Genomic DNA, 12,952 nt, shown 5'->3' with positions numbered 1-12,952 from the left:
GACAAGGGGGCGTCCTGGCGCGGGACGCCCCCTTGTCGCGCGCCTGGGCGAAACGGTCATTACGGCCGAAGTGCCAACGCGGGCAGACCTCGCGGACCTTCGAGGCAAAACGCGCAGGTGACCAGGGCGGACGGGGCTGGTCGGCGCCACAATTGCGCACTGCGCCACCGACCTCGGAGAGGTGACCCGTCGCCATGCCATCCGCACGTCGTACCGCCTGGCTCGCCGTACTCGGCACCCTGATCGTAACCGCGACCGCGGCCACCCCGGCCGCCATGGCCGAGCCCGAACCACGCGGCAGTGGTCCCCAGCTCGTGTTCGCCGACGAGTTCGACGCGCCCGCCGGGACGCCGGTGGACACCAGCAAGTGGAACATGGAGATCGGCGACAACCCGAACAACGCGGAGCGGCAGTACTACACCGACAGCACCGCCAACGCCGTGCACGACGGTCAGGGCAACCTGGTCATCACCGCACGCAAGGAGAACCCGGCCGACTACCAGTGCTGGTACGGCCGCTGCGAGTACACGTCGGCGCGGCTGAACAGCGCGGGCAAGTTCAGCCAGGCCTACGGGCGGTTCGAGGCGCGTGTCAAGGTGCCCCGTGGGCAGGGCATCTGGCCCGCGTTCTGGCTGCTCGGGGACGACTTCGGCGATGTCGGCTGGCCCGACTGCGGGGAGATCGACATCATGGAGAACATCGGCCGCGAGCCGTCCACCGTGCACGGGACCATCCACGGTCCCGGCTATTCCGGCGAGGGAGGCATCGGCGCGGCCTACACGCTGCCGGACGGCCAGCAGTTCGCCGACGACTTCCACGTCTTCGCCATCGAGTGGTCGCCGGAGCGCATCGAGTGGTCGGTCGACGGCACGGTGTACCAGACCCGCACGCCCGCCGACCTGGGCGGCCGCCAGTGGGTGTTCGACCACGACTTCTTCGTCATCCTCAACCTGGCGGTCGGCGGGTACTGGCCGGGCGATCCGGACGAGACCACGCAGTTCCCGCAAGAACTGGTGATCGACTACGTGCGAGTCACGGCGTGACGGCGGCGGCGAGCGTGCGCGGTCTCTGCGCGGACGTCTGGCGTGAGCAGGTGCTCTCCGGGATCGGCTGCCTGCAACGCGGCCAGTGGCTGTGCCAGGACTCCCTCCGCAGCCCGTCGGGCCGGTTCACGCTGTCCCACCTGCCCGACGGTGAACTCCAGCTGACCGGCGACGACGGACAGGTCCACTGGGCCGTCGGCAGCGCAGGTATCCCGGCAGGCGGCTTGACCCTGATGCCGGACGGCGATCTGGTGCTCTACGACGCGCACGACTGGCCGGTGTGGTCCAGCGGCACCGCGGGCGTGCCGACCGAGTGGCTGCTGGTCACCGACGACGCCGCGCTCGTGCTGCTGGACAGCTCTTGCCGTGTTCGCTGGCGTCTTGGGGGATAACCCCCAAATTTCCCGTCAGCACCCTTTCGTCGGGTCACGCCTGGTCGGGTGACGGCTACACTCCGGCGCGCCGGCGCAGATTCACCGGATGGTGTCGTTCGGCGTGGGTTGACAGTGCAGGCTGGCGGAGGGGCTGGCATGGCAGGCAGCGACGTTCGACGCGGCCCGCTGGCCGTGGACCTCCTCGGTCCGGTGCGGGCGCGTGCCGGCGAGGACGAACTGCCGTTGGGGCCGGCTCGGCAGCGAGCGGTCTTCGCCGTGCTGGCTGCGCGCGCAGGCGAGGAAGTCAGCCGACGCGAACTGATCGACGCGGTGTGGGGTGAGTCGGCCCCCGCCAGCGCGGACGGCAGTGTCTATACGTACATGTCGGGTCTGCGTCGCTGCCTGGCTCCCGTCGGCGAGCCGGTGGAGAAGGGGCCGGGCGGTTATCGGCTGTGGCTGGAGCCCGGGGCGCTCGATGTCGCCGAGTTCGAGCGGCTGTGCCGTTCGGGCGAGGAAGCCGCCGAGTCCGGAGCGCACCGCGCCGCCGCCGACGCCTACACCGCGGCGCTGGATCTGTGGCGCGGCGAGCCGTTCTCCGGCATCCCGGGGCCGTTCGCCGAGCAGGAGCGCGAACGGTTGCTCCAGCGACGGATCGACGTGCACGAACGCCGCGCGGCCGCCCTGCTCGAGCTCGGCGAGCACGCCGACGTCGCGGCCGAGCTGAGCGCGCTGGTTGCCGACCATCCGTTGCGCGAATCGTTGCGCGCGCTGCTGATGCTGGCGCTGTACCGCAGTGAGCGGCAGGCCGAGGCGTTGGAGGTCTTCCACGACGCGCGCCGGGTGCTGCAGGAGGAACTGGGGGTTCGCCCGGGCCCCGCGCTGCAGGAACTCAACGACCGGATGCTGGCCGGCGACCCGACCTTGACCGCGCCACCGCAAACACCCCCGCACCCGGTGCCGGGACCGCAACGGGCCCACGAGTCGTCATCGCTGTACGGACGGGACGACGAGCTGAGCCTGCTGCGTTCCCGGGTGGACGCGCTGGTGGCGGGCCGTGGGCATTCGGTGTGGGTGGAAGGCGCAGCGGGGATCGGCAAGTCGGAGCTGCTCATTACCGCATTGGCCGGGGTGGAGGAGCGGGGCTGCCGACTGTCCTGGGCCGCGGCCGACGAGCTGGCACAACGGTTCCCGCTGCAGGTGATCCTGGACTGTCTGGGCATCGACGTCCGCTCACCCGATCCCCGGCGAGCGGCTCTGGCGCGGCAACTGCAAGGCACCCCGTCCGACCCCGTGACCGACGGGGCCGACCCCGTGCTGGCCGCCGTGGACAGCCTGCTGTCGCTGGTCGACACGCTGTGTGCGGAAGCGCCGCAGGTGCTGGTGCTGGACGACATGCAGTGGGCGGACGAAGCGTCGGTGCTGGTGTGGCACCGGCTGTCCGCGGCGAGCAGACAGTTGCCGTTGCTGCTGATCGGCGCGGCCCGTCCAGCGCCGAACCGGCCCGAACTGGTGCAGCTACGGCAGCGAGTCAGCGCCCGCGGGCACACCACGCTGACGCTCGCCCCGCTGAACTCCGAGGCGAGCCGGGACCTGGTGGCGGCGCAGGTGCGGGCCCGCCCGGGCCGCGGGTTGCTCGATCTGGCGGCCCGGGCCGAGGGCAACCCGTTGTATCTGCGCGAGATGGTCGACGGCCTGCTGCGCGGCGGCGCCATCGAGGTCGTCGACGGGGTGGCCGAGGTCGACCAGCCGGCCTACGAGCCGCCGACCTCGTTGATCGCGGCGATGGGCAGAACGCTCGAAGGCGTGAGCGAACGGACCCGCGATGCGCTGCGGATGGCCGCCCTGCTCGGGCCGGAGTTCACCGTGGACGACGTCGCCGCGGTGACGCGCCGGACACCGGCCGAGTTGGTCGGTGTGTTCGAGGAGGCTGTCGCGGCGAACATCCTCGTCGACGCGGGCCTGCAGCTGCGGTTCCGGCATCCGCTGTTGCGGCAGGCGCTCTACGCCGACATCCCCGCGGCGATGCGTTCGGCGTTGCACCGGCAAGCCGCGGAGGCCCTGGCCGCAGGCGGAGCGCCGGTGCGCCGGGTGGCCGAGCAGCTGATCGCCGCGCCGAAGGCGATCGACACCTGGGTCGGGGAGTGGCTGGTCGCGCACAGCGCCGAGCTGGCCACCGGTGCCCCGCACATCGCGGTCGACCTGTTGCAGCGCGTGGTCGACATCCCGACGCTGGCTGCACGGCATCGGGAGCTGCTGAGCGCGGCACTGGCCAGAGTGTTGTTCCGCATGGCCCGTGACCCGGAGGCCACATTGCAACGCATTCGCCAGGCCATCGAGCTCTCCAGCGAGCCCGCGCGCACCGCCGAACTTCGCCAGCTGTACGCGGCGATGCTGCATCGCAGCGGGCAGACGTCACTGGCGCAGGAGGTCATCGCCGAGTCGATGGCCGACCCAAAGCTGCCGGACATCTGGCGCTCGCGGCACATAGCGCTGCTGGTCAACTTTCGTCGTGGCGACTTGTCCGACATCGACGCGGCAGAAGCCGACGCGTGGGCCGCGTGCGCCACCGCGGAGAGGACCGGCGACGCCTACCTTTTGGCGCACGCGCATCAGACGTTGTGGCAGATCTGCTCCATGCGGCGCGATCACGAAGCCGCATTGCAGCATGTCGATCGGGCACTCGCGGTCGTCCGGGACCGGCCGGACCTGGCCGACATCCACTTCGACCTGCTGGACAACCGGATGTTCACGCTGCAGAACCTGGACCGGTTGCCGGAGGCGCGGGCGGCACTGCGCTCGGCGCGGGAGATCACCGTGCAGCACGCGCTGCCCAGCGGACTGCAGGTGTCGGCCGCCGTGCACTACTACTGGGAGGGCCGTTGGGACGAGGCGATGGCCGAGCTGGAGACGGTCATCGAGGACGGCCCGGAGATCTCGTTCTACGGGCTGCGCGAGCCCGGTCCTGCGGCGCTGCTGCTGCACGGGGTGGCCGCGCTGATCGCCGGACACCGGGACGACCGCGGGCGGGCCGCCGACCACCTGGACGCGGCCGCGGTACACGCCCCGGAGACCCGGTCGGAACGGGAGAGCTTCGACTTCTTGCTGGTCGCCCAGGCCCTCGCGGCCGAACAGGCCGGGGAGCCGCACCGGGCACTGGCGATCCTGTCGCCGATCCTCAACGTCGGCTATGCGCAGATGATGCTGCGCCACCAGTGGCTGCCGGGGATCGCGCGGCTGGCCAGGCGCATCGGCGACGAGGAGGCCGCGCGGGCCGCGCTGGCCGCGTGCGAGTACGAGGCGGATCGGGAGAAGGTGCCTGCGCGGGCGCATGCAGCCCTGCAGTGGTGTCGTGCGCTCATCGACCGGGACGTCGCGGCAGGCAAGGCCGTGGTGGCCCACCATCGCGCCGCCGGCCGCCAGGTCGAACTGGCGTGGGCGCTGGAGGACCTCGCCGAGATCCACGCGGAAACCGGGCGCCCCGACGACGCCGGGCGGTGCCTGAGCGAAGCGGTCGAGATCTACGGCGACCTGTCGGCCCGCTGGGACCGGCACCGCGCCCAACAGCGGCTGGCCGCCTACGGGGTGCACGCCGAGACCGCGGCTCCGACACGGGCGGGCTGGGAGTCGTTGTCGGCGGTCGAGCGGCGGATCGCCGAACTGGTGTCACGCGGCAAGGCCAACCCGGAGATCGCCGCGGAACTGTTGTTGCCGCGGCGGACCGTGCAGGCCCACGTGGTGCGGATCCTGCGCACGCTCAGGCTGGAGTCGCGGGCGGCATTGGCCGAACAGTTCGCTCGGCTCCGGCAGGCCGACCGTGACGTGCCGGGCCGGGTCGGTCAGATGACGTCGGCGCGCAGGGCATGAGCCACCGCGTGCGCGCGATTGCGCAGGTTGAGCCGGTTGGTCAGGCCGTGCAGCACGTTCTTGACCGTGCGCTGCGAGTAGCACAGCTTGGCCGCGATCTCCGCGGTGTCCATGCCTTCGGCCATCAGGCGGAGTACATCGGCCTCCCGCGGCGTGATGCCGGAGGAACTGAGCCCCCGCGGCGCCAACACCTCGCGGTGCAGCCGCTCGATGTGCCGGAGCAGCCCACCCAGCAATCGCGGCGGCAGCATGCCACCTCCCGCGGCGGCGGTGAGCAGCGCTTGCACCAGCCGTTCGTCCGGCGCCCCGCAGCGCGGCAGGACGGCGACCACCCGGCGCTCGATGACGTGCAGCAGGTCGGTCTCGGACAGCTCCCTGGCCAACAACACGACCGGGCGTCCCGCGCTGTCGGCCCACTGCCGCAGCGTCGCCAGCATCGGCGCGTTCAGCTCGTCGGTGGCGGCCACGACGACATCGGCATCCGCCGGGGGAGGGTCGTCCAGCACGGTCATCTCGCTGCGTTCGCGCAGGTAACCGCGCAGCCCCGCCTCGGTCAGCGGGTCGGTTGCGAAAACAGCCACCCGTACGTGCGCCATTGCCGTCCTCCACGGGCCGTCACATCTTGGTCGTCTGCTGACGTCAGTGTCGTGGCCGAGCCTTCATGGCACCTTCACGCGACCTCGAGGCGCCTTCACCGGGCCACTGGTTCCCAAAATTGGTCTAGTCCATACTGAACCCGCGGCGGAGGGGGTTGACCATGCCGAAGGAACAGGGCTCGCTCGACATCGAGCTGCTCGGCCCCTTGCGGGTGCGCCGCGGTGAGCGTGAGCTGGACCTGGGCTCCGGCCGCCGCCGGTCGGTGTTCGCCGTGCTCGCCCTGCGCGCCGGGCAAGCGGTCAGCCGGGCCGAGCTCATCCGGGCGGTGTGGGGCGACGACCCACCTGCCACCGTGGAAGGCAGCCTCTACACCTACGTCTCCGACCTGCGCCGCGTGCTCGAGCCGCGCCGCTCGCGATGGTCCGGTGGCGAAGTGCTGGTGTCCTCCGGCGGCGGCTACGAACTCCGCGTCGATCCGGACGGGCTGGACGTCATCCGCCTCGAGCGGTTGCGCGAACGCGCCGCCCAGCACGCCGCGCGGGAACAGTGGCAGAGCGCCTACGACCTGTTCACCGAAGCACTGGCGCTGTGGCGGGGCGAAGCGCTGATCGACGTCGGCGGACCGTTCGCGGCGCGGCATCGCGCGCGGCTGGCCGAACTCCGGCTGGCCACGATCGAATGTCGCGCCGAGGCGGCGGTGGCGCTGGGCCGAGCCGAGCAGGTGGTCGACGAACTGCGGAGGCTGGTGCACGAGCATCCGGCCCGCGAGCGAGCGCGCGGATTGTTGATGACGGCGTTGCATCGCTGTGGCCGCAGTGAGGAGGCGCTCGAGGTCTACCGGGATGCCGAGCGGGCGCTCACCGGTGAGCTGGGGATCGAGCCGGGCGCGGCGTTGCGGTCGGTGCGCGACAGCATCGAGCAGGACCTGCGCGCCGGCATGCCCTGGAGCGACGAGAACTTGCGACCGGACGCCCCGGAGCCGTTCGTCGGCCGCACGGAAGCGCTGACGACCCTGCACGACAAGCTGCGCGCGCTCGCCGACGGGCACGGCGGCGTGCTGTGGGTGGAGGGTGAGCCCGGTATCGGGAAGACGGCGCTGCTGGCCGAGGCGCTGGAGCATCACATGGCCCGCGGGATGCGCGTCGTGTGGGCCGCGGGTGACGAGCTGAGCGGCCGGTTCCCGCTCGGCATGCTGCTGGAATGCCTCGGGGTGGACGTCCACTCGCCGGACCCGCAACGCCGCGAACTGGCCACCCAGCTGCGGCACCGGGATGCCTCGTGGCGCGGCGGGGAAGCGGAGGTCGCCGCCGTCGAGCGGGTGATCGGCCTGATCGATCAGCTGTGCACGCAGGGCCCGCTGGTCCTGGTGCTGGACGACATGCAGTGGGCGGACGAGGCGTCGCTGCTGGTGTGTCACCGATTGGTGCGGCTGGTGCGCCGGGCTCCGCTGCTGGTGTTGGTCTCGGCTCGTCCGGTGCCCCGCCGCGAACCGGTGGAGCGGGTGCGTGCGGCCTTCGGGGAACCGGTGCGCCTTGGGCCGCTGGACCAGGACGAAGTCGCCGAGCTGGCGTGCGCGTTGGCCGACGCCGAGCCGTCGGCGGCGCTGCTGAAGGTGGTGGACACCGCCGCGGGCAATCCGTGCTTCGTCCGGCAGATCGTCGAGTGCCTGGTGCGTAGCCGATGTCTGCGTCTCGACGACGGGCTGGCCGACGTGGACGAGGAGGCCGCGCGCAGGGCGCTGGCTTTCCTGGCGTCCGAAGTGACGACCTATCTGAGTTTCCTCGGCGAGCAGGCGCGCGAAGTGCTGCGCTGGGCCACCCTGTTCGGGCCGGAACTCGATCTCGGTGAGGTGGCCGCGGCACTGAGCAGGCCGGTGTCCGATTTGATCGCGGCGGTCGACGAAGCGGTCGCGGCCGGGGTGCTCCGCGACGCGGGGGACCGGTTCGCGTTTCGTCATCCGCTGGTGCGCCAGGCGTTGCACGACGGCATGCCGCAGGCCGTGCGGGTCGCGTTGCACCGGCAGGCAGCGCACTCGTTGGCCGCGGCGGGCAGTGATCCGGAGCGAGTGGCGCAACAGCTGCTGGCCGCTCCGGTCGCGCCCGACGCGTGGACGATCGAGTGGTTGGTCGACAACAGCGAGGCGGTGGCCCTGCGGTCGCCGGAACTGGCCGCCGACCTGCTGGAACGTGCGGTCCGTGGGACCGTGCCGCACGAGCGGACGCGCGAGGTGCTGACCGCCCGGCTGGCCCGGTTGCGGTTCTGGCTCGGCCGCAGTCCGGAAGCCGAGGCCCGCGCGGTGCTGGCGATGACGGCCGATCCGGCGCTGGCCGCCGAGATGCGGCTGATGCTGGCGTATCTGGACGCCATGCGTGGCTTGACCGAGCAGGCGTGCGCGACCCTCCGGCTGGCGGCCGACGATCCCGACGTCCCGTCGCGGTGGCGGGCGCAGCATCGGGTGATGCTGGCGTCGATCGAACGTCCCGGGTGCGAGGACCTTGCCGGGGCGGAAGACGATGCGCGGCAGGTCTTGCAGACCGAATCCGATCCCGTGCTCACGGTGCACGCGTCGCGGCGGCTGTGGATGGTGGAGTCAGCTCGTGGCAAGCACCTCGAGGCGCTGCGGCACAACGACGACGCGCTCGCGGTGGTGCGTGGCCACGAGGACCTGGCGGACATCCGATTGAGCCTGCTGGACGATCGGATCAGCACGCTGCACAACCTGGATCGGCTCGCCGAGGCGGGTCAGTGCCTGGTGCAGGCCCAGCAGCTCAACGCGGGCCAGGGAAACCGCGCGCACGTGCCGGGTCTGCGGGCGCCCGCTGCGGTGCACTACTTCTGGCTCGGTCGTTGGGACGAGGCGATCAGCGAGCTGGACGCCGTTCCGCAGGCAGCGGCGGAGATGACCCAGTACGGGCTGCGACGCCGGGGCGCGATCCTGCTGCGCCACGGGTTGTCCGCGCTGATCGCGGGGATGCGCGACGACGACCGGTTGCTCGAGCAGCAGCTGCGGGCCGCGCAAGAAGTGCAGTTGACCACCGCGGCCGACCCGGAGCATTCCGAGTTCGTGCTGGCTGCGGCCGCGGTGGCGGCGGAGCGCCGCGGTCAGACCCACGAAGCGCTGGACGCCTTGCTCCCGGTCCTCGACGGTGACGCTCCCTGGGCCGCCCGGCATCAGTGGCTGCCGGTCATCGCGCGGCTCGCCCTCCAGGTCGAGCGGGCCGATCTGGCCCGCCAAGCGTTGGACATCAGCGAGGCAGGTGAGCGGAGCGAAGACTCGCCGGGACGCGCGACAGCCGCCGCGACGTGGTGCCGCGGCTTGCTGGGTCGCGACCCCGAGGCCCTCCGGGCCCTGGCCGAGACGTTCCACCGGGTGGGGCGGCGGTTCGAATACGCGGCGGTGCTCGAGGACGCCGCCGAGCTGTTCGCCGCGACGAACCGGGTGGACGAAGCTCGGGCCGCGCTGCGCAACAGCTTGCTGGTGGCGACCGAACTGGGCGCGGCCTGGTGCGTCGCCCGGGCCGAGGAACGCCTCCGCCCCTACGGCTTGCGTCGTGCCGAGGTGTTACGGCAGCCCGAGGCGCACTGGCTCACCCCGGTCGAACTCGGCGTGGCCGACCTGGTCGCCGCGGGCTGGCCGGACAGCGACATCGCCCACCGGCTGTCGTTGTCGCCGCAAGCGGTGCGCGAACACGTCGAGCGCGTGCAGCAGGTGCTCGGCGTGACCACGCGCCTGGGCATCACGCGCTCGGCCGTCGAGGCCCACCGCGCGGCTCAGCCCAGCGCGATCAAACCCCACCGGTCCGGGTCCACCAGCGGTCGCCTGCGGTAGCCGTCGTCCGGGGAGGCGACCGACGCCGGCAGCATGTTCGACCGCGCGACTTCGGAGAACATCAGGCCGCTGTCCTTGATCCGCCGCCGCTGCGTCGCGAAGTCCACGTGCACGATGCCGAAACGCTGGGTGAAGCCCATCGCCCACTCGAAGTTGTCCATCAGTGACCACACCAGGTAGCCGCGCACGTCGGCGCCGCGCTGCAGGGCCCGGTGTACCGCGCGAATGTGCTCGGCCAGGTAGCGGGTGCGCTCGGCGTCGTGCACCCGATCGCCGCTCACCTCGTCGGCGAACGCCGCGCCGTTCTCCGCGACCACCAGCGGGAGGTCAGTGCGTTCGGACACCGCCAGTAGCAGGTCGGTGAGGGAGTCCGAATCCTGTTCCCAGCCGAACCCGGTCAGCGGTCCCTGCGGCGGCAACGTGTCGACCCCGCGCACGCCAGGCATGTCGCACGTGCCGCGCTCGCCGGGGTCGCCGGTGGGGGCGTAGCGGGACGGGCCGTAGAAGTTGATGCCGATCTGGTCGATCGGGGCGGCGATGACGTCCAGGTCGTCGGACCGGATCGCCGGCTCGAGCGCCTCGAGGTGCGCGATGTCGTCGAGCACGTCCTGCGGATAACCCGCGCCGAGCACCGGGTCGAGGAACAGCCGGTTCTGCAGGCCGTCGACCTTGCGGGCCGCTTCGCGGTACTCCGGTTCGTCTCGCGCGATGAGGATCGAGCCGAAGTTGAACACGATGCCGACGCGCAGGTCTCCGGAGGCGGCGGCGCGCAGGGCACGCGTGCCGAGCCCGTGCGCCAGCAGCAGGTGGTGGGCGGCACGCAAGGCGGCGGCTTCGTCCCGGATTCCCGGCGCGTGGATTCCGGTGCCGTAGCCGAAGTACGCCGAGCAGAACGGCTCGTTGACGGTCGTCCAATCGACCACTCGGTCGCCGAGCACCTGGTGGACCGTTTGCGCGTAGTCGGCGAACCGCAGTGCGGTGTCCCTGGCCGGCCAGCCCCCCGCGTCCTCCAGCGCCTGCGGGAGGTCCCAGTGGTAGAGGGTCGCGATCGGCTCGATGCCGTGGTCCAGCAGCTGGTCCACCAGCCGGTCGTAGAACGCCAGACCCGCACTGCTGGTCGTGCGCCCATCGGGCTGGACGCGCGGCCACGCTATGGAGAACCGGTAGCAGGGCAGCCCGAGCTCGGCCATCAGCCGCACGTCGTCGGGGTAGCGGCGGAAGTGGTCGCACGCCTGCTCACCGGTGTGGCCGCCGGCGATCGCGCCCGGCTGCGTGACGAACGTGTCCCAGATGGACGGGCCGCGGCCGTCGACCGTCGTGCTGCCCTCGATCTGGTACGCCGCGGTGGCCGCACCCCAGCGGAAACCGGTCGGGAACGTCAGTCCCTGCGGCGACGTGCTCGCGCTGCTGGATCGGGTCACCGCCGTCATCGCGCTCACCTCACGCCTTGTCCCGCGCCGTGCATGATCCCGGTGACGATGCGTCGCGCCAGCAGCACGAAGATCACCAGCACCGGAAGCACGCCCAGTGTGGCACCGGTGAGCATCAGCGCGTAGTCGGTGAAGTAACCGCTGGCCAATTCGGACACCACGACCTGCACGGTCGGACTTCGTACCGGGTCGAGGACGATCAGCGGCCAGAAGAAGTCGTTCCACGCGGACAGAAACGTCAGCATGGTCAGCACGAGCGCTTGCGGGCGCACCGCAGGTACCACCACGTGCCAGATGACCCGCAGCACCGAGCAGCCGTCCAGCCGGGCCGCGTCGACCAGGTCCGGATCGACCGCCTGCTCACACGCCTGCCGCATCCAGAACACCCCGAACGCGCCCGCCAACGCGGGCACGATCACCGCTTCCAACCGTCCGTACCAGCCCAGGTCGGACACCACGAGGTAGAGCGGGACGACGCCGAGTTGAGCGGGGACCATCGCCGTGCCCAGCACCACCAGGAACAACGTGTTCCGGCCGGGGAAGCGCAGGTGGGCGAACGCGAAACCGGCGAAGGTCGACAGCGTGACGTTGGCGACCGCCACGGTGCTCGCCACGATGAGCGAGTTCTGCACGGCGAACCAGAAGTCGACGGTGTCGACGACCCGGGCCAGGTTCTCCATCAGATGCGGGCCCGGGATCAGCGACGGCAGCCCGGAAGCATCTGCTCCGTCGCTGCTGGCCACGACGAACGACCAGTACAGCGGGAAGATCGACGCGGCCCCGACGGCGAGCAGGAGCGCGTAGACCCACCAGCGCAGCGGCCCGCGTGGGGAGTCGGCGGCGTCCGGCTTGCGGTGGGTGCGATGCTGCGCCGGCCGGGGCGTCGTGACTGTCATCGCTCAGCTCCTCGCCACCATGCGGCGGACCAGGCCGAAGTTGACCAGCACGACGATGCCGGAGATGGCGACCACGGCCCACGCCACGGCGGCCGCGTAGCCGGCGTCGTACTCGGTGAACCCGCGCTCGTAGAGGTACATCACCAGGGTCTGGAACTGCCGGTCGGTGCCTCCGGTGCCGCTGGTGCCGAGCGGGTCGAACAGCTGCGGTTCGGTGAACAACTGCAGCCCACCGATGGTCGAGATGACCACGGTGAACAGGATCGTCGGCCGGATCCCCGGCACGGTGATCAACCAGAACGCCTGCCAGCGGGACGCGCCGTCCAGCGCGGCCGCGTCGTAGCGCTCCTGCGGGATGGACTGCATGGCGGCCAGGTACAGCAGGGCGTTGTAGCCGGTCCAGCGCCAGATGACCATGACGGAGACGGCCAGGTGGGCCGACCACCGATCGCTGTGCCAGTCGACCGGGTCGAGCCCGATCAGCTCGAGCACGGCGTTGACGGTGCCGGAGGTGTCGCCGAACAGCTGACCGAACACCAGCGCCACCGCGACCACGGAGACGACGTTCGGCAGCAGCACACCCGCCCGCCACCACGAACTCGCCCGCAACGGGCGGTTGAGCAGCGCGGCGAGCCCGAGCGCGGCCAGCAACTGCACCACGGTGGACAACAGGAAGATGCTCACCGTGTTGCCCAACGCGTTGTAGAAGCGCCAGTCGGACAACAGCTGCGCGTAGTTGTCCACGCCGGTGAAGGCGCGCGGGCCGTCGATGAGGTCCCAGTCGTGCAGCGAGACCCACGCGGTGTAGAGCAGCGGCAGGAGACCGAAGACCACGAACACGACGAAGAACGGCGCCAGGAGCAGATAGCCGGCGGCGCGCTGGCCGCGGGACGCGTACTTCGCCGTTCGCGTGGTCAGT

Annotated in this window: 8 protein-coding genes; 4 read left to right on the top strand and 4 right to left on the bottom strand. The window is 71.3% G+C overall.

What is annotated here, in order from left to right; translation table 11 throughout:
- Positions 1-194: 194 nt before the first annotated feature.
- The 3 genes from YWM_RS0121210 to YWM_RS0121200 all read left to right on the top strand — a co-directional run bounded on the left by YWM_RS0121210 (position 195) and on the right by YWM_RS0121200 (position 5,281).
- Positions 195-1,043 (top strand): glycoside hydrolase family 16 protein, encoded by an 849-nt coding sequence (locus YWM_RS0121210; protein WP_028852370.1) that lies wholly within the window; start codon positions 195-197, stop codon positions 1,041-1,043.
- Positions 1,040-1,435: a hypothetical protein gene (locus YWM_RS0121205; protein WP_028852369.1), complete on the top strand. Its 396-nt coding sequence runs from the start codon at positions 1,040-1,042 to the stop codon at positions 1,433-1,435. The genes YWM_RS0121210 and YWM_RS0121205 overlap by 4 nt, the downstream gene beginning before the upstream one ends.
- Before the next feature lie 138 nt (positions 1,436-1,573).
- Positions 1,574-5,281, top strand: a complete 3,708-nt coding sequence (locus YWM_RS0121200; protein ID WP_052345371.1) for an ATP-binding protein — start codon at positions 1,574-1,576, stop codon at positions 5,279-5,281.
- On the opposite strand, the gene YWM_RS0121195 is transcribed toward YWM_RS0121200, so the two are convergent.
- Complete coding sequence (locus YWM_RS0121195) at positions 5,254-5,877, bottom strand: helix-turn-helix transcriptional regulator (RefSeq protein WP_028852367.1); 624 nt, start codon at positions 5,875-5,877, stop codon at positions 5,254-5,256. The genes YWM_RS0121200 and YWM_RS0121195 overlap by 28 nt on opposite strands.
- A 161-nt stretch (positions 5,878-6,038) precedes the next feature.
- Here YWM_RS0121195 and YWM_RS24940 point away from each other — a divergent pair, with 161 nt between their 5' ends.
- Positions 6,039-9,707 (top strand): ATP-binding protein, encoded by a 3,669-nt coding sequence (locus YWM_RS24940; protein ID WP_052345367.1) that lies wholly within the window; start codon positions 6,039-6,041, stop codon positions 9,705-9,707.
- Here YWM_RS24940 and YWM_RS24935 read toward each other — a convergent pair.
- From YWM_RS24935 to YWM_RS0121175, 3 genes are read right to left on the bottom strand one after another with little or no spacing between them, the layout of a single operon-like run.
- On the bottom strand, positions 9,650-11,137 hold the full coding sequence (locus YWM_RS24935) for a GH1 family beta-glucosidase (protein WP_084612588.1): 1,488 nt from the start codon (positions 11,135-11,137) through the stop codon (positions 9,650-9,652). The genes YWM_RS24940 and YWM_RS24935 overlap by 58 nt on opposite strands.
- Positions 11,138-11,142: 5 nt before the next feature.
- Entirely contained in the window at positions 11,143-12,033 is an 891-nt protein-coding gene (locus tag YWM_RS0121180; protein WP_084612587.1) for a carbohydrate ABC transporter permease, read from the bottom strand.
- A gap of 3 nt (positions 12,034-12,036) precedes the next feature.
- Positions 12,037-12,951, bottom strand: a complete 915-nt coding sequence (locus YWM_RS0121175) for a carbohydrate ABC transporter permease (protein WP_028852365.1) — start codon at positions 12,949-12,951, stop codon at positions 12,037-12,039.
- Position 12,952: the final 1 nt, after the last annotated feature.

This window comes from Thermocrispum municipale DSM 44069, assembly GCF_000427825.1.
GTDB lineage: Bacteria > Actinomycetota > Actinomycetes > Mycobacteriales > Pseudonocardiaceae > Thermocrispum > Thermocrispum municipale.
Note: the sequence above shows the minus strand (reverse complement) of the source record. Positions and strands in the feature narration are given on the sequence as shown.